General features: G+C 63.7%; 28 protein-coding genes. 11 read left to right on the forward strand and 17 right to left on the reverse strand.

What is annotated here, in order from left to right:
• Window position 1: 1 nt before the first annotated feature.
• The 4 genes from infA to thiL all read right to left on the reverse strand — a co-directional run bounded on the left by infA (window position 2) and on the right by thiL (window position 5,591).
• Complete coding sequence (gene infA, locus NUX07_RS02265) at window positions 2–220, reverse strand: translation initiation factor IF-1 (protein WP_147042814.1); 219 nt, start codon at window positions 218–220, stop codon at window positions 2–4.
• Window positions 221–302: 82 nt separating this feature from the next.
• Window positions 303–2,234, reverse strand: coding sequence for an alpha/beta hydrolase family protein (locus NUX07_RS02270; RefSeq protein WP_265528507.1), 1,932 nt, complete (start codon window positions 2,232–2,234; stop codon window positions 303–305).
• A 101-nt stretch (window positions 2,235–2,335) separates the two neighbouring features.
• Window positions 2,336–4,456 (reverse strand): sodium-translocating pyrophosphatase, encoded by a 2,121-nt coding sequence (locus tag NUX07_RS02275; protein ID WP_265528508.1) that lies wholly within the window; start codon window positions 4,454–4,456, stop codon window positions 2,336–2,338.
• A gap of 157 nt (window positions 4,457–4,613) precedes the next feature.
• Window positions 4,614–5,591: a thiamine-phosphate kinase gene (gene thiL, locus NUX07_RS02280; protein WP_265528510.1), complete on the reverse strand. Its 978-nt coding sequence runs from the start codon at window positions 5,589–5,591 to the stop codon at window positions 4,614–4,616.
• Window positions 5,592–5,651: 60 nt separating this feature from the next.
• Between thiL and NUX07_RS02285 the strand changes: the two genes are divergently transcribed.
• Window positions 5,652–6,605: an alpha/beta hydrolase gene (locus tag NUX07_RS02285; RefSeq protein ID WP_265528512.1), complete on the forward strand. Its 954-nt coding sequence runs from the start codon at window positions 5,652–5,654 to the stop codon at window positions 6,603–6,605.
• On the opposite strand, the gene nusB is transcribed toward NUX07_RS02285, so the two are convergent.
• The gene (gene nusB, locus NUX07_RS02290; protein ID WP_265528514.1) at window positions 6,602–7,048 is read right to left on the reverse strand and encodes a transcription antitermination factor NusB; all 447 of its coding nucleotides are present in this window, start codon (window positions 7,046–7,048) and stop codon (window positions 6,602–6,604) included. The genes NUX07_RS02285 and nusB overlap by 4 nt on opposite strands.
• 69 nt (window positions 7,049–7,117) lie before the next feature.
• Here nusB and NUX07_RS02295 point away from each other — a divergent pair, with 69 nt between their 5' ends.
• Window positions 7,118–8,152: a DUF2332 domain-containing protein gene (locus NUX07_RS02295; RefSeq protein WP_265528516.1), complete on the forward strand. Its 1,035-nt coding sequence runs from the start codon at window positions 7,118–7,120 to the stop codon at window positions 8,150–8,152.
• Here NUX07_RS02295 and NUX07_RS02300 read toward each other — a convergent pair.
• Genes NUX07_RS02300 through NUX07_RS02310 form a run of 3 tightly spaced genes read right to left on the reverse strand, consistent with a single transcriptional unit; the run spans window position 8,149 to window position 10,195 of the window.
• Window positions 8,149–9,030: an alpha/beta fold hydrolase gene (locus NUX07_RS02300; RefSeq protein WP_265528517.1), complete on the reverse strand. Its 882-nt coding sequence runs from the start codon at window positions 9,028–9,030 to the stop codon at window positions 8,149–8,151. The genes NUX07_RS02295 and NUX07_RS02300 overlap by 4 nt on opposite strands.
• The gene (locus NUX07_RS02305) at window positions 9,027–9,908 is read right to left on the reverse strand and encodes a pirin family protein (RefSeq protein ID WP_265528519.1); all 882 of its coding nucleotides are present in this window, start codon (window positions 9,906–9,908) and stop codon (window positions 9,027–9,029) included. The genes NUX07_RS02300 and NUX07_RS02305 overlap by 4 nt, the downstream gene beginning before the upstream one ends.
• On the reverse strand, window positions 9,908–10,195 hold the full coding sequence (locus NUX07_RS02310; protein WP_265528521.1) for a BolA family protein: 288 nt from the start codon (window positions 10,193–10,195) through the stop codon (window positions 9,908–9,910). Before NUX07_RS02310 ends, NUX07_RS02305 begins: the two co-directional genes overlap by 1 nt.
• A gap of 18 nt (window positions 10,196–10,213) precedes the next feature.
• Between NUX07_RS02310 and NUX07_RS02315 the strand changes: the two genes are divergently transcribed.
• Together NUX07_RS02315 and NUX07_RS02320 are read left to right on the forward strand one after the other, a co-directional pair.
• Entirely contained in the window at window positions 10,214–10,789 is a 576-nt protein-coding gene (locus NUX07_RS02315; RefSeq protein WP_265528523.1) for a J domain-containing protein, read from the forward strand.
• Window positions 10,790–10,912: 123 nt separating this feature from the next.
• A complete protein-coding gene (locus tag NUX07_RS02320; protein ID WP_265528524.1) occupies window positions 10,913–11,197 on the forward strand; it encodes a hypothetical protein in 285 nt (94 codons plus the stop codon).
• Window positions 11,198–11,262: 65 nt separating this feature from the next.
• Here NUX07_RS02320 and NUX07_RS02325 read toward each other — a convergent pair whose 3' ends face one another.
• The 4 genes from NUX07_RS02325 to NUX07_RS02340 all read right to left on the reverse strand — a co-directional run bounded on the left by NUX07_RS02325 (window position 11,263) and on the right by NUX07_RS02340 (window position 14,131).
• Window positions 11,263–11,979 (reverse strand): SIMPL domain-containing protein, encoded by a 717-nt coding sequence (locus tag NUX07_RS02325; RefSeq protein WP_265528526.1) that lies wholly within the window; start codon window positions 11,977–11,979, stop codon window positions 11,263–11,265.
• A gap of 69 nt (window positions 11,980–12,048) precedes the next feature.
• The gene (locus NUX07_RS02330; RefSeq protein WP_265528528.1) at window positions 12,049–12,900 is read right to left on the reverse strand and encodes an oxygenase MpaB family protein; all 852 of its coding nucleotides are present in this window, start codon (window positions 12,898–12,900) and stop codon (window positions 12,049–12,051) included.
• A 94-nt stretch (window positions 12,901–12,994) separates the two neighbouring features.
• The gene (locus NUX07_RS02335; RefSeq protein WP_265528529.1) at window positions 12,995–13,345 is read right to left on the reverse strand and encodes a DUF1428 domain-containing protein; all 351 of its coding nucleotides are present in this window, start codon (window positions 13,343–13,345) and stop codon (window positions 12,995–12,997) included.
• 12 nt (window positions 13,346–13,357) lie between these two features.
• The gene (locus tag NUX07_RS02340; RefSeq protein ID WP_265528530.1) at window positions 13,358–14,131 is read right to left on the reverse strand and encodes a VOC family protein; all 774 of its coding nucleotides are present in this window, start codon (window positions 14,129–14,131) and stop codon (window positions 13,358–13,360) included.
• Window positions 14,132–14,243: 112 nt separating this feature from the next.
• Here NUX07_RS02340 and cobS point away from each other — a divergent pair, with 112 nt between their 5' ends.
• Together cobS and cobT are read left to right on the forward strand one after the other, a co-directional pair.
• Window positions 14,244–15,248 carry a cobaltochelatase subunit CobS gene (gene cobS, locus NUX07_RS02345; RefSeq protein WP_265528531.1) on the forward strand — a complete coding sequence of 335 codons (1,005 nt, stop codon included), beginning with the start codon at window positions 14,244–14,246 and terminating at the stop codon, window positions 15,246–15,248.
• Complete coding sequence (gene cobT, locus NUX07_RS02350; protein ID WP_265528532.1) at window positions 15,248–17,059, forward strand: cobaltochelatase subunit CobT; 1,812 nt, start codon at window positions 15,248–15,250, stop codon at window positions 17,057–17,059. Before cobS ends, cobT begins: the two co-directional genes overlap by 1 nt.
• Window positions 17,060–17,354: 295 nt before the next feature.
• On the opposite strand, the gene rpmB is transcribed toward cobT, so the two are convergent.
• Window positions 17,355–17,645 carry a 50S ribosomal protein L28 gene (rpmB, locus tag NUX07_RS02355; protein ID WP_265528533.1) on the reverse strand — a complete coding sequence of 97 codons (291 nt, stop codon included), beginning with the start codon at window positions 17,643–17,645 and terminating at the stop codon, window positions 17,355–17,357.
• Between the two features lie 180 nt (window positions 17,646–17,825).
• Between rpmB and NUX07_RS02360 the strand changes: the two genes are divergently transcribed.
• On the forward strand, window positions 17,826–18,029 hold the full coding sequence (locus tag NUX07_RS02360; RefSeq protein WP_265528534.1) for a hypothetical protein: 204 nt from the start codon (window positions 17,826–17,828) through the stop codon (window positions 18,027–18,029).
• 45 nt (window positions 18,030–18,074) lie between these two features.
• A complete protein-coding gene (locus NUX07_RS02365; protein ID WP_265528535.1) occupies window positions 18,075–18,533 on the forward strand; it encodes a nucleoside deaminase in 459 nt (152 codons plus the stop codon).
• A gap of 60 nt (window positions 18,534–18,593) precedes the next feature.
• Here the strand turns inward: NUX07_RS02365 and NUX07_RS02370 are convergent, their stop codons facing one another.
• Window positions 18,594–19,289: an OmpA family protein gene (locus NUX07_RS02370; protein WP_265528537.1), complete on the reverse strand. Its 696-nt coding sequence runs from the start codon at window positions 19,287–19,289 to the stop codon at window positions 18,594–18,596.
• Between the two features lie 151 nt (window positions 19,290–19,440).
• Between NUX07_RS02370 and NUX07_RS02375 the strand changes: the two genes are divergently transcribed.
• Window positions 19,441–20,760, forward strand: a complete 1,320-nt coding sequence (locus NUX07_RS02375) for a hemolysin family protein (RefSeq protein ID WP_265528538.1) — start codon at window positions 19,441–19,443, stop codon at window positions 20,758–20,760.
• Here NUX07_RS02375 and NUX07_RS02380 read toward each other — a convergent pair.
• Genes NUX07_RS02380 through purD form a run of 3 tightly spaced genes read right to left on the reverse strand, consistent with a single transcriptional unit; the run spans window position 20,757 to window position 22,964 of the window.
• Window positions 20,757–21,257, reverse strand: coding sequence for a hypothetical protein (locus NUX07_RS02380; protein ID WP_265528539.1), 501 nt, complete (start codon window positions 21,255–21,257; stop codon window positions 20,757–20,759). The two genes, NUX07_RS02375 and NUX07_RS02380, sit on opposite strands and share 4 nt — an antisense overlap.
• 7 nt (window positions 21,258–21,264) lie before the next feature.
• On the reverse strand, window positions 21,265–21,711 hold the full coding sequence (locus NUX07_RS02385) for a hypothetical protein (protein WP_265528541.1): 447 nt from the start codon (window positions 21,709–21,711) through the stop codon (window positions 21,265–21,267).
• Window positions 21,708–22,964 carry a phosphoribosylamine--glycine ligase gene (purD, locus tag NUX07_RS02390; protein ID WP_265528543.1) on the reverse strand — a complete coding sequence of 419 codons (1,257 nt, stop codon included), beginning with the start codon at window positions 22,962–22,964 and terminating at the stop codon, window positions 21,708–21,710. The genes NUX07_RS02385 and purD overlap by 4 nt, the downstream gene beginning before the upstream one ends.
• On the opposite strand from purD, the gene xseA reads away from it, so the two are divergent.
• A complete protein-coding gene (xseA, locus tag NUX07_RS02395; protein ID WP_265528544.1) occupies window positions 22,963–24,402 on the forward strand; it encodes an exodeoxyribonuclease VII large subunit in 1,440 nt (479 codons plus the stop codon). The genes purD and xseA overlap by 2 nt on opposite strands.
• Entirely contained in the window at window positions 24,403–24,612 is a 210-nt protein-coding gene (locus tag NUX07_RS02400; RefSeq protein ID WP_265528545.1) for a DUF2093 domain-containing protein, read from the forward strand.
• Window position 24,613: the final 1 nt, after the last annotated feature.

The raw sequence follows: 24,613 nt of genomic DNA on the forward strand, positions 1-24,613 counted from the left end.
CTTACTTGAAGCGATAGGTAATACGACCCTTGGTGAGGTCGTACGGGGTCAGTTCGACGAGCACTTCGTCGCCGGTCAGCACGCGGATGCGGTTCTTGCGCATCTTGCCTGCCGTGTGTCCGAGGATCTCGTGGCCATTCTCCAGCTCGACGCGGAACATTGCGTTGGGCAGCAGCTCGACCACCCGTCCCCGCATCTCGAGAAGTTCTTCTTTGGCCATGAACATCCTTTTCGCGGTTATTGAGTGTGGACAGCCCCTTAGGGGAAGTGCGCGCCCAAGCCAAGTATCCGCGTCGTGCGCGTCAGGCCGGGTTGTGTTGCGCCAAGAACGCCGCCAGCCGTCGGAGGAAATCGTCGAACTCCTCTTCCTCGTCAAAGCCGTGTGCGGATTCCTCGTAGATCATCCAGTCGAACGGCTTTTCCGCTCGGTGCAGCGCTGCGATCATCTTCTCGCTCTGTTCGACCGGAACGATGCGGTCCTTCTTGCCGTGGGCAATAAACATTGGGACCGCTAACCGACGGGCATAATTGAGGGGTGAAATATGGTCGAGGTCATCCATTGCATCGACATCGCCAGCAATCATGTCGCGCCAGAATTCAGTGTATCGGACGGGCACCAGCAACTTGCGATCATAACGGCGCATGGAGGCAAGGTCGCTGATGCCGGCATAGCTCACGGCGCAGCGAAAGCGTTCGGGAGCATCGATGGCGCCCCACATGGCGGCGTAGCCACCGTAGCTCGCGCCTGCGATACAGACGCGCTTCGGATCGACGATGCCCTGCGCGGCAAGCCAGTCGATGCCGTCATACATGTCGGTCATCATGCCTGTCCCGAACTGCCCATATCCTTTCTCGACAAATTCGCGCCCGCGCCCGGTGGAGCCCCTGAAGTTTGGCTGCAGCACCGCGTAACCAAGCGACGCGATGAATTGGACCAGCGGATCGTAACTCCACGTATCGCGCGCGAAGGGGCCGCCATGAGGAAGCAGTACGAGGGGAAGATTGGTGGCCTCGCGGTCCTTGGGGAGAGTGAGATAGGCGTCAATCTCCAAGCCGTCGCGGGCACGATATTCGACATGCTGCACAGGCGAAAGTTGGTCAGGGTCAACGCGTTCGTACGGGTTGGCAATGACGTCCATGCGACCCGCGCCGATGTCGAGCAGATAGTAGAGTCCAGGATCGGCGCCCCGCGAGGAATGGATAATCATGCGGTTGCGGTCGCTGGCAAAGGAGGCGATGCGGTTCGCCATGCCGGGCAACGCGCGATCAATGCGCGCCTGGTGCCGTTTCATTTCTTCGTCCAACCAGTGGATTCGAGGTCGATCATCCTGGTATCGGATGCCGAGAACCGAGCCGCTTTCATTGTCGAGATAATAGCTGTCGATGTCGTGAGTGGGATGTTCGAAAATGGGTTCGCCGATGCGGCCTCTCTGCAGATCGAACTCGTAGACGCCAAATCGTCCTTTCCGGTGATTGCTGATTGCCGTCGAGGGAGCGTCGGTCAGTGACAGGAAGATACTTTCGACCATGATCTCGTCGTCACTGTCGCGTTGCAGATTGATCGTGATCCGCTTGAATTTGTCATCTTCATTGTCGCGATACTGGAGCGCGAAGTCGTTTGTCTTGCTATATTGAATAGCGGCTCTCACCACGCCGTCTCGATCGGCATACCAGTCCCAGACGCCGCGCATCTGGTGCTGGATTTGCTTGGACTTTCCGGTGGAAAGATCGACCCGCCTAATGGACGGATAATCGTTCTGGTCGTTCTGGCCCGCGACCAGCGCCCATTCGCCTGACCTGTCGACGTACACAAGGTCGCCAGAGTAGGTGCCGTTGAATTCGGGCGCCGCCTCGTAAGACCGATCAGCCGAGATGTCATAGATGAAGAGACGGTCGGCAGGACGCGTAAAGCCGAATACCGGCTTGTACGTCTGCAGCTTGATCAAGAGGCGATCGTTTCCGGCCCAGCGGAGCGCCTGCAGTGGTGGTTCGCCCAGAAGGGCCTGTCGGATAACCGTCTGCGGATTTTCGGCGTCGAGGATGACGATCCGCTTTTCTTTCGCATCGTGCATGACCAGGGCAATGCGGCTGCCATCTGGCGATAATCTGGGATTTGACCATTCCTGCTGCGCTGCGAAGTCCGCAGTCGTCATGCGTGTCGGGGCAGCATTCTGGCTGGCGGCAGGTGCCCCTATTCCAAGTATCCCAAGCAGTGCGACTAGAAAAAAACGCATTACGCAACCCCCCAAACCCGTGCTGACCTGACGAAGCCTAACGAAAAAGGCCCCGCCGACAAGGGGTCGGCGAGGCCTCGTTCGTTTGGTGCGAATGATCGTCAGATCAGGCCGTGGCCCGTTCCCGCGAGGGCTGCCAGCAGCAGGATCGCGACGATGTTGGTGATCTTGATCATCGGATTGACGGCGGGGCCGGCAGTGTCCTTGTAGGGATCGCCGACCGTGTCACCGGTCACCGCGGCCTTGTGGGCTTCCGAGCCCTTGCCGCCATGATTGCCGTCTTCGATATACTTCTTGGCGTTGTCCCACGCACCGCCGCCCGACGTCATCGAGAGCGCGACGAAGAGACCCGACACGATCACACCCAAGAGCAGCGCGCCGAGTGCGGCAAAGCCGTTCTCCTGGCCCGCAACCGCGGTGATCACGAAGTAGACCACAACCGGCGCAAGCACCGGCAGCAGCGACGGAACGATCATTTCCTTGATTGCGGCCTTGGTCACCAGATCCACCGTCTTGGCATAGTCCGGACGCTCCGAACCATCCATGATGCCCGGCTTCGCCTTGAACTGCTCGCGCACGTCGATGACGACGTCGCCGGCAGCGCGGCCGACCGCGGTCATGCCCAGCGCACCGAAGAGGTACGGCAGCAGCGCGCCCAGCAGCAGACCGACGATCACGTACGGGTTCTCGAGGCTGAAATCGACGCTCACGTCGGGGAAGTATTTGCGAAGGTCGGTCGTGTAGGCCGCGAACAGCACGAGTGCTGCCAGCGCCGCCGAACCGATCGCATAGCCCTTGGTGACCGCCTTGGTGGTGTTGCCCACCGCGTCGAGCAGGTCGGTTTTTTCACGCACGCTGTCGTCGAGGCCCGCCATTTCGGCAATGCCGCCGGCATTGTCGGTAACGGGGCCGTAGGCGTCCAATGCAACGACCATGCCCGCCATCGAAAGCATCGCGGTGGCGGCATAGGCGAGACCCATGAGCCCGGCGAGCTGGAAGGCGATAATGATCGCGACGGTGAACAGGAGCGTGGGAAGCGCGGTGGCTTCGAGGCTGATCGCCAGGCCCTGGATCACGTTGGTGCCGTGGCCCGTTTCCGAAGCCTTCGCGATCGATTTCACCGGGCGATAATTGGTGCCGGTGTAATATTCGGTGATGTAGATGATGATGCCGGTGACGGCGAGGCCGATCATCGAGCACCAGAACAAGTCCATGCCGGTAAAGGTAGCGAGCTCGCCGCCGCCCATTTCCGCGCTCATGTCACCCAGCGCATATTGCGTGGCGAGATAGATTAGCGGGATGGCGAGCACGGCCGACACGATAAAGCCCTTGTACATCGCGGCCATCACGTTGGTGCTGCCGCTGCCGAGCTTCACGAAGTAGGTGCCGATCACCGAGGTGATGATGCAGGCGCCGCCAATCAGCAGCGGAAGCGCCATCAACGGAACCAGCAGGTCGCCGACGATGCCGCCAAGCAGCAGCGCGGTCAGCACCATGGTGATGCCGACGGTCACGACATAGGTTTCAAATAAGTCGGCGGCCATGCCGGCGCAGTCGCCGACATTGTCGCCCACGTTGTCGGCGATCACGGCGGGGTTACGCGGATCGTCTTCAGGGATGCCGGCTTCGACCTTGCCGACGAGATCGGCGCCGACGTCAGCGGCCTTGGTGAAAATGCCGCCGCCAAGACGCGCGAAAATCGACACGAGCGAGGCGCCCAGCGCCAGCGCGGTGATGCCGATCACCACCACGTCCGCGTCGGCAGCCATACCGGCAGGCCCGATCAGATAGGCGAAGAAACCGGCGACCGCGAGCAGTGCGAGGCCAACGACCAGTAGGCCGGTGATGGCGCCCGAACGGAAGGCCATGGTGAGGCCCTGCTGGAGACCAGTGCGCGCGGCTTCGGCGGTGCGCACGTTGGCGCCCACCGAAACGTTCATGCCGATAAAACCGGCCACGCCCGAAAGCACCGCGCCGATGACGAAGCCGATGGCGGCGATCGGCCCGAGGAAGAGCAGGACGACGATGGCGACGGCGACGCCGACCAGCAGGATGGCGGTGTACTGGCGCTTGAGGTAGGCTTTCGCGCCTTCCTGGATGGCGCCGGCCACTTCGACCATGCGTTCGTTGCCAGCCGGTGCGCCCAGCACCTGGCGGCTCGTGATGATGCCATACAGTACCGCAAGGAAACCGCAGGCAATCGCGATCAGTAACAGGTTCATGTATTCCCCCAGATAGAAAGAGGACGTCCGAGCGGACGTCATGCAGGGGGTTGTAACGGCTGGTGGGCGCTTGGCAAGCGCTTCAAAGCGCTCGATTAATGGGTGTTAGCCAAAGAGCAGGAGCGCGCAGCCCATGCCGCTCGCCAGGCCGGCGAGGCTAAGCGCTATCTGGCGCGGGTGAGGCAGGGCGATGTTCATGTCCCAAATGCTCCGGCAGCGGGATATCCTTGCCATCATGGAAGAGGGCCAGTCCCTCGCCATCGGCCAATGTCCCGACGCGGGTGAAGATCGTCCCGGGAGGTAAAGATTTGCTTAACTTTTGACCTTTTCCGGGGGGAAGCGCGGCAAGCAGCGCATAATCGTCGCCGCCCGTCGCGGCGAACAGACGCGCCTTTCGGTTCTTGCCGCGCGCTTTGGTGAAGGCTGCGCTCATCGGCAGGTGCGCAAGGTCGATATTCGCACGGCACAGGCTGGCCATCGCCAGCCGCGTGGCATCGAGAAGCAGGCCGTCGGACACGTCCATCATCGCGTTGGCATGCGGCGCGATCATCTTCCCTGCGGCCAGCTGGGGCACCGGCCGGCGGTAGATGTCGACCAGCGCGCCGGCGGCCTCGGCATCCTCGACAAGTTGCGCCAACCCCGCCATCGAATCGCCCAGCGTGCCCACGACCCACAATTCATCGCCCGGCAACCCGCCGTCCCGCGTGGGGACGTGGGCAGGGGCCTTGCCGATCGCGGTCAGCCCCAGCACGCGCGGCGCACCCGCAGGCAGCGCGATTGTATCCCCGCCGATGAGCGGTAGGCCGTAACTCTCGCACGCCGCATCTAGACCGGTAAGGAAGCGATCCTCCCACTCGCCAGCGGCCATGCCTTCGGCAGGTGGGGCCATGGTGAGCGACAAGAGCGCCCCCATCGGCTCGGCGCCCTTGGCGGCCAGATCGGACAGGTTCACCGCCGCCAGCTTCCACCCGACGCTCTCGGGCGGATCGTCGGCGCGATAATGGACGCCCTCGGCAATCGTATCGTGGGTATAGATGCGGCCGTCGAGATGCGCGGTGTCGTCGGTCAGACCGCGCGCCGCCGGATGCCGCGCCATTGCGGCAAGACGGGCGATCATCCTGAGCTCGCTGTTCATGGCTTGGCAGGGCGGGGTGTCTGGGGCATCGTCAGCGTTCTTCGCACGGAGAGGGACGATATGCCAACCACGCTCGCCGCCTTGATCGCCGCCACGCTTGCCGGCAGCCCGCCGGTGCTGACCGACATTACGTATGGCGATGCGGACGTCGCGATAAGCGCGGGACGTATCCTCTCGCTCGATGTCGGTCCGGCGCCGTGGGGCGAGGAGCTGGAGACCTGGGTCTGGCTGCCGCCTTCCTACGAGAGCGGGGACGCCAGGCGCTATCCGGTGCTCTACATGCATGATGGCCAGAACCTCTTCGATCCGGCGCTGACCAACTACAACAAGGAATGGGGGATGGATGAGGCCATTGCGCGCATGGCCGCCAATGGCGACCTGCGCGAATGGATCGTCGTGGGGGTGCGCAGCCCCAAGCAGCGCTATCTCACGCTGTTCCCGCAAAAACTGGTCGACCATCTGCCCGACGCGATGACCAGCGGCTTCGATGAATTTGCCGAAGGGGGTGAATTCAGCCGTGAGGCGCTGAAGGGCGATGCCTATCTCGCGCATCTCACCCAGCGGCTGAAGCCCGCCGTCGATCGTATCTTTCGCACGCTGCCCGGGCCTGAAGACACGGCGGTGATGGGGTCGTCGATGGGCGGGCTGATGAGCCTATATGCGATCGCCGAATATCCGGACGTCTTTGGACAGGCCGCAGCCGTTTCGATCCATTATCCGCTCGGCAACCCGATGACGGGTGACGTTGAAGCATCGACCACGGCGTGGCAGGCCTATCTGGCGACGACCAATCTCGATCCGGCGACGAACCGCATCTACATGGATCACGGCACCGCGACGCTCGATCAATGGTATCCACCTTATGCCGACGCGTTCGACGCGATGATGGCGCGCCATGGCTGGGACCAGTCGAATTACATGAGCCGCCGCTTTACCGGCGCGGAACATGATGAGCGCGCGTGGCGCGAGCGGGTCGATATTCCGCTCGCTTTCCTCGACCGCGAAGATCCTTAAGCGCGAACCTCGGCGGCGATGGCGTCGAGCAGGCCGTTGACGAAACCCTTTTCCTTCTTGTCGTAGAAGGCGTCGGCGACGTCGAGATACTCGTCGATCACGGTCGCGCGCGGCACATCGGCGCGGGCGAGCAGCTCGTAGGTCCCGGCGCGCAGTAGCGCGCGCATCGGCTTGTCGAGGCGATCGAGCGACCAGCCTTCGGCCAGCTTGCCTGCGATCTTCTCGTCAATCTCTTCCTTGCGCGCGAGGACGCCGGCGACGATGTCGTCGAAGAATAGCACTTCGGCCTCGGCATATTGCACGTCCTCGATCGTCGCGCCGAGGCGATGCTCGTGGAATTCGTGGATCAGCTTGGCCGTCGGCGTGCCTTCCATGTCCTGCTGGTACAGGGCCTGGACGGCGGCTAGGCGCGCGGCGCTACGCGATTGGGAACGAGCGTTCATGATGGCGCGCGCTTTAGGGGCGCGGACACCACTTGCGCAAGCCCTGCGTCAGGCGCAGGCTTTAAATCGATGGACGTCATGGCCGCCTTTGCCAACCAGGTGGACTATTGCCGCGCCAACGAGGCGCCGGTGACGGCAGCAATTGTCGCCGCGGTAGCCAAGGCGCTGCGAACTACCACCGCTTTCGGGATCACCGCGCTCGAATGGCCCGGCGATCCGCAAGCTGACGGCCTGCCGCTGCGCTGCGCCGCCGCGCTTCGTTCGCTCCATCTGGAAGGCAAGGCGCGCATCCTCGATCCGATCTATCGCGGGACGGCGGAGCCCGAGGAGGCCGAAGCCGCGGTTGCCGCGATGCTGGCCATGCACGGCGATGCGCTGCTCCCCTGGCTCGACGGGCCGCCGCAAACCAATGAGGCGGGCCGTTCGGCCGGCTATATCGCCGCGATGCTGTGGCTGGCCGCACAGGGACTGCCCCCGCGCTTCGAGCTGATCGAATTCGGGTCATCGGCGGGAATCAACCTCATGCTGGACCGCTATGCGTATGACCTGGGCGGCGTGCGTGTCGGCCCATATGATGCCGCACTGACGATCAAGCCGGAATGGCGCGGGTCACCGCCGCCCTCGCTAGACATCGAGATCCTTTCGGCATGGGGCTGCGATGTCGCGCCGATCGACCTGACGCGCGAAAGCGGGCGGCGCCGGCTGGAAGCCTATATCTGGCCCGAGCAAAAGGAGCGGCTCGACCGATTGCAAAAGGTCGCCGCCGCAGCGCGCGCCAAGCCGCCCAACCTAGTCGAGGCCGAAGCCGCCGATTTCGTCGAAGCCCAGCTATCGCGCCCGCAAGATGATGGCGTCACCCGCCTGCTCGTCCATTCGATCACGTGGCAATATCTGCCGCGCAAAAGCCAGGAGCGGATCGGCGAGGCGATGGCACGTGCCGGTTCGCGCGCGGCGCCAGACCGACCGCTCGGTTGGGTGCAGCTGGAAGCCGATCGCCAAATACTGCGCCACGTGCTGGAGGTGCAATATTGGCCCGGCGGCGGCGAGACGAGGCGGTTGGCCGAGGCGCATGCGCACGGCCGCTGGCTCGAGTGGCAGGGCTAGAGGAAGTCGCGGAGCGCGGCGGCGACGGGCTCGGGCTTTTCCCACACCGCGAAATGACCGGCATCCTCGATCCTTTCGATTGAGAGATCGTCGATCAGGCCTTCAAGCCCTTCGAGCTGACACGGCAACAGCGCCTTGTCCTGCATGCCCCAGATGATTTTCATCGGGACATGAATGTCGGGCACGCCGGTCAGCACCCAGTCGGGATAGTCGGCGCGCTCATCGATCGCGGGGACTTCGATCGGGCTCATGCGATACCATGCCAACATGCCTTCGAGTGCGCCGTCGCCCGACCATTCATCGATGTAGGCCTTGCGCTCCTCGTCGGGAATCGCCGCTAGGTCGACGTGCGGTGAAAAGCTTTTCTCGAAAAACGCCTCCATCCCCATGTCGCGGATATGGTCTTCCATCCCGGTCTCGCGAAAGCGGCGGATATACTGGCTCGCGGCGCGCTGGTCCGGGTCGTCGATGATGGTTTTCTGGAAGATCAGCGGATGGGGCGAATTGAGGATGGCAAGCTTGTTGATGTGCGGGCCGCCGCGGATCGCCGCCGCCCACGCCACCGCACCGCCCCAATCATGGCCGACCAGCGCGAACTTGTCATGACCGAGCGATTGGGCAAGCGCGAGCAGGTCGGCGACCAGCTTGTCGACGCGATAGTCGCCCAGATCATGCGGTTTGTCCGAACCGGCAAAGCCGCGCTGGTCGGGCATGATCAGGCGGTATTCATCCTCGAGCCGCGGGACCATTTCGCGCCAGGTGCGATGCGATTCCGGGAAACCGTGGAGCAGGATGACAGGCGGCGCATCTTCCGGCCCCGCCGCGGCGACATTGAGCGTGACGCCGGTCGGCAGGTCGATGCGCCGCTGCTCGATCACGGGTAGCTCACCGTCTTGGGGACCTCGGGGATCGGAATGCGCTCCTGCTCGTCGCCCGGCACCACGGGGAAGCGGCGCTCCTGCCAGTCTTCCTTGGCCTGGTTGATGCGATCGCGGCTCGAGGACACGAAGTTCCACCAGACATGGCGCTTGGTCGTAAAGGCTTCGCCGCCCAGCAGCATCGCGCGGCCTTTGCCGCCCAGCGTTGCCGCATGACCCGGTGCCAGGACATATAGCGTGAAGGGTTCGAGCCGCTGGCCGTCGAGCGATACGTCGCCCTCGGTCGCAAGCACGGCGCGCTCGTCAGCCTCGGCGTCAATCGGCACCTTGCCGCCGCCAAGGACAATGTCGGCATAGATTGTCGCGCTGTGCTGCGGCGTTGCGGCGCTCGCGCCCCACAGCGTGCCCATCAGCACGCGGGCGCTGGCGCCCTCGGTCTCGATCAGCGGCAGGTCGGTTTCGGCGACATGGTCGAAGGCGGGGTCGATTTCTTCCTTGCCGTCGGGCAGCGCGAGCCAGGTCTGCATCCCGTAGAGCCGCGGGCCGGCGTCGCGCTCTTCTTGCGGCGAGCGTTCCGAATGCACAATGCCTTTGCCCGCGGTCATCAGGTTGATCGCGCCGGGACGGATGACCATCGAACTGCCGATACTGTCGCGATGATGGATCGCGCCCTCGAACAGGTAGGTCACGGTGGCGAGGTTGATGTGCGGGTGCGGGCGCACATCCATGCCTTGCCCCGTTTCCATCTGCGCGGGTCCGAACTCGTCGACGAAGATGAAGGGGCCGACCATCGTGCGCGGGCGGCTCGGCAGCACGCGGCGCACCTTGAAGTCGCCAAGATCGTGGACGGTCGGGGTGATTTCCTTGACGGTTTCCATCACCTCTCTCCCGGCGCGGTGGCCTTAATGCGCAGCGCATGGATCTGGCGATCCATCAGCGCGCCCAGTGCCTGGTAGACCAGGCGCTGGCGTTGCACCCTGTTCAGTCCTTCGAAACGCGGGCTTTCGATGACGACGGTGAAGTGGCTTTCGCCCGAACCGTCATGGCCGGCATGGCCGACATGCTGGTCGCTATCGTTGTGGACGGCGAGGTGCGTGGGCTCGAGCGTGGCCTCGAGGCGGCGGGTCATTTCGGTGGCGACAGGACCGGTAGCGTGATCATTCATCGCGCCTATATAGGGAGAATGGGACGCAAAGCCTATGATGGACGGGTCGAAGAACCGGGGATGTGCGCGGTCGAGGGCTGCCATGAGCCTGGCGAGTATCGCGCGCCGGTCACCCCGTCGGGGTTTGACGGGCCGGGTGCGCATGTCCTGATGTGCCTTGCACATGTGCGCGAGCATAATGCCGAGTGGGACTATTTTCGTGGCATGAGCCCCGAGGAAATTCTCGAAGAGCAATCGCCCATTCCGCGGCGCGAGCGGCGGGTTCGACAGTTCGCTTATGCGCGCGGCAGCGATCCTGGTCCCGCATGGGCCGATTTCGACGATCCGCTCGACGCCATCGCGGCGCGCTTTCGCGATTCAGGCTCGATGCGACAGGCGCGGGCCCGCAGTCGGTTCTCGGGCGCGGAACAGCATGCGCTCGGCGTGCTCGACCTCGGGCCCGAAGCCACCCTGCATGACGTGCGCGGGCGCTACTCGGTCTTGGTGCGGCAATACCATCCCGATCGCAATGGCGGCGATCGCAGTTTCGAGACACGGCTTAATCGCGTGATCGAGGCTTATCAAACGCTGCGTAAGTCGCCCGCCTTCAGCTAGGCCGCGCCCTCACTTACCGTTCGTCCGACAACAGAAATCGGGGCTAAATTTGTTTCAGGTCTGGAACGGATGTTGCGACAACTCGTTCTACCGCTGACACATTTCCAAAAACCGGAGAGAATTATGAAGAAGATGATGATTGCCGCGATCGCTGGCGGTTTCGCGTTGACAGCCTGCGATGGCCCCCGTGAAGAGATCGGTGAAGAGCAGGATGACGTCCTGGAAGCGCAGGGCGAGGTCATTGACGAACAGGCTGAGCTGGCAGAAGCACAAGCCGATCTTGCCGAAGAAAAGGCCGATGTCGCGGAAGCGCGCGGCGATGCGCCTGGCGCTGCCACCATGGAGCAGAAAGCCGAAAACCTCGAAGACAAGGCCGAACAGCTCGAAGACAAAGCTGACGGCATCTAATCACCGTGCGCGCCTGACGAGGACTGTTCCCCGTCAGGCGCTTTTCAATCCATCCGGTTGTTGCGTCAATCGACCGGCTTTAGCGCAAACGCCACCGATACGCTGACTGTATCGCGGTTGAGCCCCGGCTGCACCGGCGGGGCACTGACAGGCGGCGGCGCGGCCTGAACCGCCATTTCGGCCATCGCATCCACCGGCCACGGGCCGCCCTGCTGCTGGCCATTGTCACGTATCGTCAGGATACGGTCTACCTCAAGCCCGGCCGCCTCTGCATAGGCATCGGCGCGGATTCGGGCATTCTGATACGCTTCGGCATAGGCCGATTTGGTCGCGGCTTCGCGATCCGAAATGACGAGCTGCGGCCCGCCGATCGCGTTGGCACCCAGCTCGGTCGCGCGTGTGATTGCTTCGCCGGCGCGTTCGACATCCTTCATCCGCACCTCGAGAATGTTGGACGCCCGATACCGGCCGCGATCCTTGCCATAGTCGATCCGGCCGAGCTGGATCGTCTGCGTGCGCAGCATGTCTTCCTCGATCCCGAAGTCCTTCAGCATCGCGGTAACCTCGGCCATCTTCTCGGCGTTCAGGCGGCTGGCTTCGCGCGCGGAGCCGGCAAGGATTTCGACGCCCAGGCTGAAGCGCGCTTCATCGGGCACCGTTTCGGATTGGCCGGTGGCGCTGACCGTTAGCAGCGTCTCGTCGCGGTCGACGCCGCGCGGATCGGCGGGAGCCTGCGAGCAGGCTGCAAGCGCAGCCAAGGGAATGACAGTTAGAATACGCATGGAAAAAGCCCTTTCCTGTAAACAAGATCGCAAGTCTCGCGCTGCCCACTTTGCCATGGGCTGAATGGATCAGGCTTTCGGTGCCTGTCCCTGCCGGAACGCCCAGCGAAGCGTTCGCGCAGTGGCGAGCGTGCCAATGCGCGCCGGCATCGCGCCCAAGCGCGGCTTGTCGAGGTAGAGCATGCGGCGCGCAAAGTCGGGCAGCATCGTCACGGCTTCGGCGGCAATCATCTGCTGGAGCGCGCGCGGCGTGCCTTCGGGGCGCTGCGAGAGGACCAGCCGGGCGACCTCGCGCGCCTTTGGCGATGGGCGAAGGTCGCGCTTCAGGTCATCGAAGATAGCCGTCGCCTGCGCTTGCGTCCGGGGCACCGGATCGGCGCCGAGCTTTTCGGCGACCAGCGCGAACTGGTCGAAATATTTGTCGCGCGCAACGCGGCTCATTTGCGGATCGACGTAGCGCATGTAGCCGGCAAGGAAGCTCTGCGCCCCGACGACGTGAACCCACGCCAGCGTGCGGGGGTCGCGCGCGTCATAGGGGGTGCCATCGGGCAAGGTGCCGCTGACTTCGGCGTGGATGCGATTGATCCGATCGATCGCTGCCTGCGCCTCGTCGCGGTGGGCGAAGGTGGTGACCGCGATGAACCGCGCCGTGCGCTTGAGGCGCCCGTGCATGTCGGCGCGAAAGTCTGAAAAATCGAGCACGCCTTGTAGCGCATGCGGATGCAGCATCTGGAGGAGCAGGCTGCGCACCCCTCCAACGAGCATCCCGACCACATCGGCATGGACGAGGCGGATCGGACTATCCTTCTCGAACCAGGCGTCGTCGGACGGCGGTGTGGGCGCTTCACCCTTGGCGGGATCGTTGAAAATTCCGCGGACATGGGTGACGAGACGCTCGCGCAATGGCTCAAATGGGCTCATGCACTTGATATAGGTCGCGGTGAAGCGTCCCGCCATGTGGATACGAGGCGGTCACGCTGCGCCGCCATACCAACGCCGAACCGCAGCTAGTCGATCACTGATCGACGATCGGCGAGAATCCGCCATAGATCATGCGCTTGCCGTCGAACGGGGGTTCTTGGTGCGGCTGGTCCTGCATCCATTCTTCCATCGCCTTCCAGCCGGCGTCGCGGGTTTCCTTGTCGGGCCATTCGACCCAGCTGAAGATCGTCTTCTCGCCATTTTCGGCAAGCACGGCGGTGTGAAAATCGTTTTGCTTGCCTTCAGGGCAGTCGTCCTCGACCGACTCGACGACGCGCAGGGCTCCCCATTCCTTGAACTTGGGGGCCATTTCTTCGGCCATCGTCTTATAGGCATCGATTTTGCCCGGCGGGACCGGGATCAGGTAGCCATCCACATAAGCCATTTTTGCTCTCCTCTAGCGCGGCCCGACAACGCAGAAGACCGCCTTTTGCGGGTCCATCCCGAACATGATGACGTCGCCGCCGGGAATTTCGTGTGGCCCGAACATGACCTCGCCGCCGGCTTTCTTGGTGCGTTCGACAGCGGCTTCGACGCCGTCCGACCACCAGTAGTAGTTCCACACCGGCGGGAAGCTTTCGCCCGGGTCCATCATGCCGCCGATCGAGCGACCAGCCTGGTCGAACATCTGGTAGGGTCCGTCGGGCATGTCCATGCGCTCGCCCTTCGACCAGCCGGCAACCGCCTCATAGAAAGAGAGGCTCTTGTCGATATCGGGCGTCCCCAGCTCGTGCCAGCCGACATGGCCTTTCTTGTTCTCGGCGCTGTAGGCATGGCTGCCCTCGTCGCTATCGCCGCGCATGATGTAGAAAGGTGCGCCGTGCGGATCCGCCACCATCGCGAACCGTCCAACACCGGGGATATCGCGCGGGCCAACATGGACCGCACCGCCTTTGGCCTCCACCTTTTTGGCGCTGGCGTCGACATCGTCGACACCGACATAGCCAAGCCAGACCGGGCGCGCGCCCCCCGCCTTCATGTCATCGTCCAGTTCCATCATGCCCGCAACTTCGCTGCCGTCGGGGGCCGAAAGCAGCCAGTAAGTCGGTCCTTCGCTCATCCCGCTTTCCTTGGCGCTCAGCCCGACGACATCGGCATAGAATTCGGCCGCGCCCTGCGCATCGTCGGTTAGCAATTCGTACCAGATATAGTCGCCGTGATTGTCGGACATGATGCGCTTCTCCCTCTGGCAATCCGATTTGCCATAGCATTGGTCTTGGAGTCGCCCCTAGGGCCAAAGGGAAGCATTGTGACGGCGCAGCAAAGTCACTAAGTCTGCACCCATGAACGATATCCCCAACGCTTCCGAAACCAGCCGCGCCAACACGATCCTTGCCGCCCCCGACAAGATGGTGAAGGTGCGCGAGGCGTTCGGCATCGACAGCGACATGGAAGTGCCGGCCTTCAGCGAGGCCGACGAGCGTGTTCCCGATCTCGACGCCGCCTATGTCTTCGATCCCGACACCACGCTCGCGATAGCGGCTGGCTTTGCACACAACCGCCGCGTGATGGTCCAGGGCTATCACGGGACGGGCAAATCCACCCATATCGAGCAGGTCGCCGCGCGGCTCAATTGGCCGCTCATCCGCATCAACCTCGATGCGCATATTTCGCGGATCGACCTGATCGGGCGCGACGCCATTGTGCTCAAAGACGGCCAGCAGGTCACCGAATTCAAGGAAGGCCTGCTCCCCTGGTGCCTCCAGCATCCGGTCGCGCTGGTGTTCGACGAATATGATGCCGGTCGCCCCGACGTGATGTTCGTGATCCAGCGCGTGCTGGAAACCGAAGGCAAACTGACCCTTCTGGACCAGAACAAGGTCATCCGCCCCGATCCCTATTTCCGCATGTTCGCAACGACCAATACGGTCGGGCTTGGCGATACGACGGGCCTCTATCACGGCACGCAGGCGATCAACCAGGGCCAGATGGACCGCTGGAATATCGTCACGACGCTCAACTACCTGCCGGCAGAAACCGAAGCGCAAATCGTGCTCGCCAAGTCGGGCGAGTATGACAAGCCTGAGGGCAAGGAGGTCGTCGAAAAGATGATCAAGGTCGCGGACCTTTCGCGTCAGGGCTTCATCAATGGCGATATCTCGACCGTGATGAGCCCGCGTACCGTGATCAGCTGGGCGCAGAACGCGCTGATCTTCGGCAATGTCGGTTTTGCCTTTCGCGTCAGCTTCCTCAACAAGTGCGACGAGGCAGAGCGCGGCATCATCGCCGAATATTACCAGCGCGTCTTCGGCGAGGACCTGCCCGAGAGCGTAGCCAGCAGGGCCTGATGGCCGAACCCGATCCCTTAGACAAATTCCGCCGCGCGCTTGCCGGTGCGGCGCGGGCGATCGCGCGCGATCCCGAGGTAGAAATCGGCTTCGCCGCCTCGGGCACGCAAAAGTCCATCGGGCGCAGTGCGACGGTCGTGTCGCCCGGCGCCGACCTCGCCCCCAAGCTTGTGGCCGAAGCACGCGGCGCCGCCGATGCGCTGGCCTTGAAGCTGCGGCATCATGACGCGGCGCTGCATGGCAAACAGGCGCCGTTCGACCTGGAATCGCGCGCGGTTTTCGACGCGCTAGAAGATGCCCGGGTCGAAGCGCTTGGGGCCAAGCGATACCCGGGCGTAAAGGCCAATCTTTCGGCGCATGTCGAGGCGCGCACCAGGACGGACGGCATCACGCGTGCGCGCACAGCCGAAGAGGTGCCGCTTGAAACCGCGATCGGTCTCATTGCCCGCGAAAGACTGACCGGCGAAGCGCCGCCGCAAAGTGCCGCTGCCGGTCTCGCCTTGGTGCGTGACTGGATCGAAGAGAAAGCGGGCGCCGAACTCGACGCGTTGTCGCTGTCGATCGACGACCAGCAGGCGTTCGCAACGCTATCGCGCCGATTGCTAGAGGACCTCGACCTTCCGCTCGATGATCCCAATGACGAGGACGAACCGGAAGAGTCCGAGGGTGAGGAAGACGAACCTGACAGCGGCGAGGATGATGAAGGTGAGGACGACCTGCCCGATGGCGGCGAGCAGGATCAGCGCGGCGAAGAAGAAGAAGGCGATGACGAGGAGGCGGACAGCGAGGCCGACGATAGCGAGCTCGACGAAGAAGCCGGTAATGAGGGCGATGACAGCCAGCAGCCGCGCCAGTCGCCGCGCCGCAATATCGGCGAAGCCCCGCAGACCGGGTACAAGGCGTTCACCACGCGGCATGACGAAACAGTCCACGCGGACGAGCTTTGCGAAACCGACGAGCTCGAGCGGCTGCGCGCCTATCTCGACGGGCAGGTCAGTAACCAGTCGGGCGTGGTGACGCGGCTTGCGAACCGCCTCCAGCGCCGGTTGATGGCGCAGCAGGCGCGCAGCTGGGATTTCGACCAGGAAGAGGGGCTGCTCGACGCGGCGCGTCTGGCCCGCGTGGTCGCCGCACCTGCGCATAACCTGTCCTACAAGATCGAGCGCGATACCGAATTCAAGGACACTGTCGTCAGCCTACTAATCGATAATAGCGGTTCGATGCGCGGACGCCCGATCGCGATCGCCGCGACGTGCGCGGATATCCTTGCGCATACGCTCGAGCGGTGCGGGGTGAAGGCGGAAATCCTCGGCTTCACGACGCGCGCCTGGAAGGGTGGCCTCAGCCGCGAAGACTGGCTTGCCGAAGGGCGCCCCGCTAACCCCGGACGCCTCAATGACCTGCGGCACATCATCTACAAGCAGGCGGACGAGCCTTACCGCCATGCCAAGCGGCAACTTGGCCTGATGATGCGCGAGGGGTTGCTCAAAGAAAATATCGACGGCGAGGCGCTGCTGTGGGCGCATCAGCGGCTGATCCAACGTCCCGAAGAGCGACGCATCCTGATGGTGATTTCGGACGGCGCACCGGTCGACGATTCGACCGGCTCGGCCAATGGCGGCGCCTATCTCGAGAGCCACTTGCGCAGCGTCATCGACTGGATCGAAACCCGCTCACCCGTCGAACTATCGGCGATCGGTATCGGCCATGACGTGACGCGCTATTACAAGCGCGCGGTAACGATCATGGATGCCGAGCAATTGGGCGGCGCGATGGTCGACCAGTTGGCCGGGCTGTTCGACCTGACCTGAGGCTTGGAATAAAAAAATGGCCCGACACGAAAGACGCCGTGTCGGGCCTCCCTCGATACGCGACGCGAGGGAAACGGGAAGATCAGGGAAAAAAGGGGAGAAAACCCTGTCTTGCTTGACACTTATGCCCGATTCGCCGTTCATGGTCGCTGAATATGGTCGTCAGCGTTCATTAAGCTAAAAGGTCAGTTTTTTCAGATAGTTACGCTATCGAAACCGTCGTCCGAGGCGGACGCACGAAAACCGAGCCGCCCGTGCAGGCGACCCGGCCGAAATCTTCGTAAATTCGAGTGCCTTAGTTGGCGGCTTTCTGCGCCTTGGCGATCTCGCGCTTGAGCTTCTGCACGCGCGGGCTGAGCTTGTCGTCGCTGGTCTTGGCGAGCCAGTTGTCGAGGCCGCCGACATGTTCGACCGAACGCAGACCGTTGGTCGACACGCGCAGCTTGACGCGGCGGTCGAGGGTCTCGCTCAGCAGGGTGACGTTCTGCAGGTTGGGCAGAAAGACACGCTTGGTCTTGTTGTTGGCGTGGGAAACATTATTCCCCACCAGCCGGCCCTTGCCGGTCAGTTCGCAAACACGCGACATAATATCTATCCTGGTTGCGGGACGCACTCGCCGTCCCGTGAAAACGCGCCCCGTTACCGTTCATGGGCCAGCGCGTCAACCGATTCGGCGCTAGCGGGTTCGTTTCGCACCCTTTATGTCGGGAACGCGACCCAGAGGGGTCACGTTGATGGATTGGTTCGGCAAACGAAGGAGGAACAAGTGCGGGTGCTGATCGTCGCTCTTGCCATTGTCGCTATCGGAATCGGTCTGCTCGTCTGGAGCGGAAAGCTGGATGACGAGGAACCTGCTGTGCAGGCGAACGAGAATGCGCAGGATCGGTTTGAACTCGATAGCGGCATGGCCTCCGAAAACGACCCCTCTTCTACACAGCCCGCTGCCAACGAGACGCGGAACGGCCCCTGATCGCGCAGCTTGAGCATTGCCGCGCGCCGCGCTAGCGCCGCGCGCATGACCTTTCCCCTGCCAGATCCGATGCGCCGGGCACTTGCCCTTGCCGCCGAAGCGGCTGCGGCAGGCGAGGTGCCGGTCGGCGCGGTCGTCACGGACGCGCATGGGACCATCGTCGCCGAAGCCTGCAACTCCATGCGCACCGGCAACGATCCGACCGCCCACGCGGAAGTGGCGGCGCTGCGCGCTGCGGGCGCTGCCCTTGGCACGTCGCGGCTCGATGGTCATCAATTGTGGGTCACGCTCGAGCCTTGTGCGATGTGCGCCGGGGCGATCGCACTGGCGCGGATCGACAAGCTCGTCTTTGCGGCCGAGGATCCAAAGGGCGGTGCGGTTCTCCACGGCCCGCGCTTCTTCAGCCAGCCCACCTGCCATCATCGTCCCGATGTCATGAGCGGTATCGGGGAGGCGGAATCCGCAGCATTGCTCAAGGAATTTTTTGCCGCGCGCAGGGCATGAAAAAAGGGCGCCGCATCGCTGCAGCGCCCTTCCTCAGACTGATCGGTCAGGATTAGGCGATCAGTAACCGTATCCGGCATCCTGGACGTCATCCTGGGTCACAGGAACGACGCGGATTTCGACGCGGCGGTTGGCTTCGCGCTTGGCCGGCGTGTCGTCCGGGTTGTAGATGAGCTGCGTTTCGCCATAGCCATAAGTGGCCATGCGCGCCTGCTCGACACCCTGGCGGCTCAGATAGTTTGCGACCGACGCGGCGCGCCGCTCGGACAGCGCCTGGTTGTAGCTATCGCTACCGGTGCTGTCGGTATGGCCGAGCACGTCGATATAGGTCTGGTTATATTCGCGCAGCGTCTGCGCAACCTGGTTGAGCGTTTGCTGGAACTGCGGCTTTACCGTCGACGAATCGGTGTCGAAGGTAATGCCCGACGGCATGCGCAGCAGCAGGTCGTCGCCCTGGCGGACAACCTCGACGCCCGTGCCTTCGGTGGCTTTTTCGAGCTCGCGCTGCTGGCGGTCCATATACTGGCCTACCGCACCGCCCGCGACAGCACCGATGCCGGCACCGATGATCTTGGCGGTACGATCGTTGCGGCCACCGATAAGGTCGCCCAGCAGGTAGCCGCCCAGTGCGCCTGCAGCGGCGCCCGCGGCGGTCCGCCACTGGAATTCCTTCTCTCCTGTATTGGGGTTGGTTACGCAGCCGCCAAGCGCAAGCGCGCTCGCTGCAACGGCAAGGGTAATCTTCTTCGTCAGCATCCTGTTTCTCCCGTGATGCAAAATTCTGTCGACGCATCAACAGCAGGGCTCTTGAACAGTTCCGTGCATGAACGATTCGTGGCCGTATCGTTCAGGCAATTCACCGTGCGTGCTTGTCGTAACGTCGCAACCGGCGCTAGAGAGGGCGGGCATGACCGCCTCCTTCCCAACGCTCGACGTCCTCGGCATCTTCTTGCTCATCCTGCTCAACGGCATTCTGTCGATGAGCGAGCTGGCCATCGTCTCCGCGCGCGAGGCGCGGCTCAAGACCATGGCCAAGGAAGGGTCCAAAGGCGCGGCGACCGCGCTCGAACTGGCCGCGCAGCCGGGGCGTTTTCTTTCGACCGTCCAGATCGGCATCACGTTGATCGGCATCCTTGCAGGCGCGCTGTCAGGCGCGCGGCTGGGCGAACCTGCCAGCGCCTGGCTTGCGTCGATGGGCTTTGCCGAAGAGACGGCGCAGGCCTTCGGTTATGGCGGCGTCATCGTGTTGACGACTTATGCGAGCCTCGTCATCGGCGAACTGGTGCCCAAGCAGTTCGCGCTGCGCACGCCTGAACCGATCGCGGCGACCGTGGCGCGGCCGATGTACATATTGTCGCGCCTGACCGCGCCGTTGGTCTGGCTGCTCGACAGGACGAGCGCGCTCATCTTCACGATCGTCGGGATCAAGCGCGAGAGCGAGAAGATCGTGACCGCCGAGGAATTGCACCTCGTCGTTGCCGAAGCGCAGACTTCGGGTGTGCTCGAGGAGTCGGAGCGCGAATTCATTTCCGGCGTGGTGCGGCTTGCCGACCGGCCGGTGCGGGAAATCATGACGCCGCGTACCGAAATCGACTGGATCGACCTCGCCGCCAGCATTGAAGACATTCGCGAGGCGGTGAGCGACAGCCCGCACAGTCGCCTGCCCGTTGCGAACGGTTCGGTCGACGATATCATCGGGGTTGTCTCGTCGCGTACCCTCCTGGTCGAACTGCTCGAAGGTCGCGAAATCAATCTTACGGCGCTCGCTCAGCCCGCGCCGATCATTCCCGATCTGATGGACGCCATGGACGCGCTCGGGACGCTGCGCGCTGCCGATGTGCCGCTGGCGCTGGTCCACGACGAATATGGCCATCTCGACGGTATCGTGACGCCGGGGTCGATCCTCACCGCGCTGGCGGGCCAATTCGCGCATGACGACGAGGATCCCGAGCCGCTGCGCGAGCGCGAAGATGGCAGCTGGTCGGTATCGGGCACCGCGCCGGCGGACCGGCTGGCCGAACAACTGGGCTTCGATCTTCCGGCCGACCGGGACTATGGCACGGCGGCAGGATTCGCCCTGTCGGTGCTGCGCCGCCTTCCCTCAGAAGGCGAACGCTTCCAGCATGGCGGGTGGGTGTTCGAAGTGCTCGATATGGACGGGCGGCGCATCGACAAGCTGATCGCCTCGCGGCCGCTCAAGAAGCGCCGCCGCGTCCGCAAGACCTAAAGCTTGCCGAACTTGGCCTCGTAGCCGGCGGTGTTGCCGCGGGCGAGATAGGCTGCCTGCTCGACGACCCGGTCGCGCTTGAGACGTCCGGAAAAGGCGCCAAGTTTCTCATCGATCGCTTCGAGCTGCGTGTCGCTCAGTTTGGAAATCTGGTCGTAGGTGGTGAGGCCCATACTGCTGAGCGTCGAAGCCAGCTTGGGGCCGACGCCTTTCAAAGCAGTAAGATCGTCGGGATCGCCGTTGGCGCCCGGCAGGTTCTCGTGCACGTCCGCATCGAGCAGTTGCCCGGCAATGTCGGCCGTCCCTGCCGCAGCCGCGTCGACGATGGTGTTGCCTTCGCCGCCATCCGCGCTCTTCGATTGCATGTGCGGGCGCTTGGGCGTGTCGTCCGACAGCGAGATACGCTGCTTGGGTCGAAAGGCGAGATAGCCGACGATCAGCCCGATGACGAGCGCGGCCAGGATGACGGGCCAGTACAGCGAGATCAGTTCTTGCATGGTTTCCTCAAATATAGTCGTTGCGCCGCGCGTGACGCCGCAGCGCATGGAGATAGGCCAGCATGATGCCCAGTGCATAGGCTGCCAGCGCGGCTAGTTCGATTTCGACGATCATCGGCAGCATCGGTTCCCCGCGCACCGTGCCGCCTTCCTCGCTCCACCAGTTCACATCGCCGATCGAGGGGACCTGGTCGAGGATCAGCACCAACTGTTCGCGTTGGAAATCGTCCGCGGTCCCGGCCAGCCAGAGCCGGCGTTCTACCGGATCGCGCGCCGTCATCACGGCGACCTGCCCATCCATTTCCCAGTTGACCAGCGCCTGATTGCCGATGCTTTCGGTGTAGGCGACGTAGCGCGCCGCGCCGTTGCCGAGCGGGCCATGCCACAGCGCGGCAAGCGCCAGGACGAACGCGAAACCGGCAAAGAAAAGGGTGCGGGGAGCAAGGCGTGTCATGACCGACGTTGTAACTCTCGCCACCCGATATCGCTCCGATGGAAGCCGTCTGCGAAATCGATCTTGTCGAGCGCGGCATAGGTCGCGTCGCGGGCTTGCTGCAGGTCTTCGCCCGCTGCGGTGACGGCAAGGACGCGGCCGCCCGAGGCGCGGAGTGTTTCGCCGTCGAGCACGGTGCCCGCCTGGAAGACGATCGCCCCGTCGGCTTCGGCGTCTTCGAGCCCGGTGATCTTACCGCCTTTTTTGGGCGTCCCGGGATAGCCCTCGGCAGCAATGATGACGGTCATCGTATGCGCGTCCTCGAGCGTGGGATCGGGCATGTCGGCGAGGTCGCCGGTCGCCACGGCATGCAGCATGGCGGCGAAATCATCAGCGATGCGCGGCATGATCGCTTCGCATTCGGGATCGCCGAAGCGAACATTATATTCGATGAGCTTGGGGCCGTCCTCGGTCAGCATCAGGCCGGCATATAAAATGCCGCGAAACGGCATACCTTCATCGGCCATGGCGTCGGCGGTTCGCTGGACGACCTCCTCCATCGCCCGCCGGGCCAGATCATCGTCGAGGACGGGTGCGGGCGAATAGGCGCCCATGCCGCCGGTGTTGGGGCCGGTATCGCCTTCGCCGACCTGTTTGTGATCCTGCGCCGAGGCGAGGAAACGGGTGCTCCTGCCGTCGACCAGCGCGAACAGGCTGGCTTCTTCGCCCGATAGAAATTCCTCGATGACCAGCGGGCCTTCGCCGGCCGCCTCGATCGCGGCCTCGGCTTCGTCGCGGCTGGTCGCAACGGTGACGCCCTTGCCAGCGGCAAGCCCGTCCGCCTTGATGACGACGGGGCAGCCGAACTTGTCGAGCGCCGCGAGGGCTTCATCGGCTTTCTCGGTGCGGACATAGGCAGCGGTCGGGATATCGTGGCGGGCGCACAGGTCCTTGGTGAAGCCCTTTGAGCCTTCGAGCTGCGCCGCCTTGGCACTGGGGCCGAAACAGGCAATTCCGGCTTCGTCGAGAGCGTCGGCAACGCCATTGCACAACGGGGCTTCGGGGCCGATCACGACCAGGTCTGCCTCGATGTCTTTGGCGAGCGCGACGATGGCGTCATTGTCATTGGCGTCGACCTGACGCAGTGCGTGCGCCCATCGAGCCATGCCCGGGTTGCCCGGGGCGGCAACCAGTCTTTCGCAAGAGGGTGATTGCGAAAGCCGCCAGCACAGCGCATCTTCGCGTCCGCCCGACCCGATAAGAAGGATATTCATGACTGCTGGTTCGCCTTTTGATGCCCGTGATGATGATGCGGCTGGCTTGGTAGCGAAGGATCAGGCCGGCGACAACGACGCGCCGCTCACGGTCAGCGAAATTTCGCAGGCGCTCAAGCGAACGGTCGAAGGCAGCTTCAGCCACGTGCGGATCAGGGGCGAGATTTCGGGGTGGAAACGCGCCGTCTCGGGCCATTGTTATTTCACGCTGAAGGACGAAGCAGCGAACCTCGATGCGGTGCTATGGCGCGGGCAGGCCGGACGGCTCGCCTTTGCGCCCGAAGACGGCGCCGAAGTGATCGCCACCGGCAAGCTCACGACCTACCCAGGTCGCTCCAAGTACCAGGTCAGCGTGTCGAGCCTCGAACTGGCGGGCGAGGGCGCGCTGATGGCGCTGCTCGAGAAACGCAAGGCCAAGCTTGCGGCGGAAGGCCTGTTCGCGCCAGAGCGCAAGCGCGAGCTTCCCTACCTTCCGCGCACGATTGCCGTCGTGACGTCGCCGACCGGCGCGGTAATCCGCGACATTTTGCACCGCCTGGCCGATCGCTTTCCGACGCGGGTACTGGTGTGGCCGGTGCCGGTGCAAGGTGAGGCGGCGGCACCCGCGGTGGCAGCGGCCATTCGCGGCATTTCGGCGATGCAAGCCGGCGGCGCGCTGCCGCGGCCCGACCTTCTTATCGTGGCGCGCGGCGGTGGTTCGATCGAGGACCTTTGGGCCTTCAACGAGGAAGACGTCGTGCGCGCCGCCGCCGACTGCACGATCCCCCTGATCAGCGCGGTCGGGCACGAGACCGACACCACGCTTATCGATTACGTGTCGGATCGGCGCGCACCGACTCCTACGGCCGCTGCCGAAATGGCGGTGCCGGTACGCCGCGAACTGGCGGCCTATGTCAGCGAACTGGCGCTACGCGGGTCGCGCGGCCTCTTGCGACTACTGACCCGCGCGGGCGAAAAACTGGGACTGGTCGCGGCGCGGCTGCCGACCCTGTCGACCTTGGTCGACCAGCGTTCGCAGCGGCTCGACGATCTGGGCGAACGCCTGAAAGGCGCGCTGGCGGCACGGGCCAGCAGCGCGCGCGCAGACTTATCGGCGGTGTCGGGAAGGCTGCAACCGCGGCTGCTAAAGGCGCGGGTCGATGCTGCCGATGAAAAGCTTGCGGGGCTGTGGCGACTGGCGATGCTCGCGCACCCGGATCGGCCGCTCAAGAAAGGCTATGCCCGTGTCAACGGCGCTGCGGGCGAGGTCGTAACCAGCGCGCACGCTGCCAAGGCGCAGCCAAGGCTCGTCCTACATTTTGCCGACGGCGAGGTCGGCGCGACGCCCGACGGGGGCACGCCGACCAAGCGACCGGTTGCGAAGAAGCGCAGGTCTCCCTACGTGAAGCCGGGTCAGCCGGGACTGTTCGACGATCCCGGCGCAGATGGAGACGCGTAGATGTTGATGGGTGGCCGCGGCCGCGAAGCACGGGTGCATTATCTCGACGGGACCTTCCGGCTCCTGTCGTCGGGCGATCATGTGCGCTGCGCCGTCACCGGCGTCGAGATTCCACTTGCCGAACTCCGCTACTGGTCGGTGCTCCGGCAGGAAGCTTACGCCGATGCGGCGGCAAGCCTGGCAGCCGCGCAGCGATCCATCAGCCAATAGC

This window comes from Sphingomicrobium marinum, assembly GCF_026157105.1.
GTDB lineage: Bacteria > Pseudomonadota > Alphaproteobacteria > Sphingomonadales > Sphingomonadaceae > Sphingomicrobium > Sphingomicrobium marinum.

Bases quoted from the DNA above. Each gene is read 5' to 3' on its own strand.
- infA (WP_147042814.1), bottom strand. From the start codon at position 220: ATGGCCAAAGAAGAACTTCTCGAGATGCGGGGACGGGTGGTCGAGCTG.
- NUX07_RS02270 (WP_265528507.1), bottom strand. From the start codon at position 2,234: ATGCGTTTTTTTCTAGTCGCACTGCTTGGGATACTTGGAATAGGGGCA.
- NUX07_RS02275 (WP_265528508.1), bottom strand. From the start codon at position 4,456: ATGAACCTGTTACTGATCGCGATTGCCTGCGGTTTCCTTGCGGTACTG.
- thiL (WP_265528510.1), bottom strand. From the start codon at position 5,591: ATGAACAGCGAGCTCAGGATGATCGCCCGTCTTGCCGCAATGGCGCGG.
- NUX07_RS02285 (WP_265528512.1), top strand. From the start codon at position 5,652: ATGCCAACCACGCTCGCCGCCTTGATCGCCGCCACGCTTGCCGGCAGC.
- nusB (WP_265528514.1), bottom strand. From the start codon at position 7,048: ATGAACGCTCGTTCCCAATCGCGTAGCGCCGCGCGCCTAGCCGCCGTC.
- NUX07_RS02295 (WP_265528516.1), top strand. From the start codon at position 7,118: ATGGACGTCATGGCCGCCTTTGCCAACCAGGTGGACTATTGCCGCGCC.
- NUX07_RS02305 (WP_265528519.1), bottom strand. From the start codon at position 9,908: ATGGAAACCGTCAAGGAAATCACCCCGACCGTCCACGATCTTGGCGAC.
- NUX07_RS02310 (WP_265528521.1), bottom strand. From the start codon at position 10,195: ATGAATGATCACGCTACCGGTCCTGTCGCCACCGAAATGACCCGCCGC.
- NUX07_RS02315 (WP_265528523.1), top strand. From the start codon at position 10,214: ATGGGACGCAAAGCCTATGATGGACGGGTCGAAGAACCGGGGATGTGC.
- NUX07_RS02320 (WP_265528524.1), top strand. From the start codon at position 10,913: ATGAAGAAGATGATGATTGCCGCGATCGCTGGCGGTTTCGCGTTGACA.
- NUX07_RS02325 (WP_265528526.1), bottom strand. From the start codon at position 11,979: ATGCGTATTCTAACTGTCATTCCCTTGGCTGCGCTTGCAGCCTGCTCG.
- NUX07_RS02330 (WP_265528528.1), bottom strand. From the start codon at position 12,900: ATGAGCCCATTTGAGCCATTGCGCGAGCGTCTCGTCACCCATGTCCGC.
- NUX07_RS02335 (WP_265528529.1), bottom strand. From the start codon at position 13,345: ATGGCTTATGTGGATGGCTACCTGATCCCGGTCCCGCCGGGCAAAATC.
- NUX07_RS02340 (WP_265528530.1), bottom strand. From the start codon at position 14,131: ATGTCCGACAATCACGGCGACTATATCTGGTACGAATTGCTAACCGAC.
- cobS (WP_265528531.1), top strand. From the start codon at position 14,244: ATGAACGATATCCCCAACGCTTCCGAAACCAGCCGCGCCAACACGATC.
- cobT (WP_265528532.1), top strand. From the start codon at position 15,248: ATGGCCGAACCCGATCCCTTAGACAAATTCCGCCGCGCGCTTGCCGGT.
- rpmB (WP_265528533.1), bottom strand. From the start codon at position 17,645: ATGTCGCGTGTTTGCGAACTGACCGGCAAGGGCCGGCTGGTGGGGAAT.
- NUX07_RS02365 (WP_265528535.1), top strand. From the start codon at position 18,075: ATGACCTTTCCCCTGCCAGATCCGATGCGCCGGGCACTTGCCCTTGCC.
- NUX07_RS02370 (WP_265528537.1), bottom strand. From the start codon at position 19,289: ATGCTGACGAAGAAGATTACCCTTGCCGTTGCAGCGAGCGCGCTTGCG.
- NUX07_RS02375 (WP_265528538.1), top strand. From the start codon at position 19,441: ATGACCGCCTCCTTCCCAACGCTCGACGTCCTCGGCATCTTCTTGCTC.
- NUX07_RS02380 (WP_265528539.1), bottom strand. From the start codon at position 21,257: ATGCAAGAACTGATCTCGCTGTACTGGCCCGTCATCCTGGCCGCGCTC.
- NUX07_RS02385 (WP_265528541.1), bottom strand. From the start codon at position 21,711: ATGACACGCCTTGCTCCCCGCACCCTTTTCTTTGCCGGTTTCGCGTTC.
- xseA (WP_265528544.1), top strand. From the start codon at position 22,963: ATGACTGCTGGTTCGCCTTTTGATGCCCGTGATGATGATGCGGCTGGC.
- purD (WP_265528543.1), bottom strand. From the start codon at position 22,964: ATGAATATCCTTCTTATCGGGTCGGGCGGACGCGAAGATGCGCTGTGC.
- NUX07_RS02400 (WP_265528545.1), top strand. From the start codon at position 24,403: ATGTTGATGGGTGGCCGCGGCCGCGAAGCACGGGTGCATTATCTCGAC.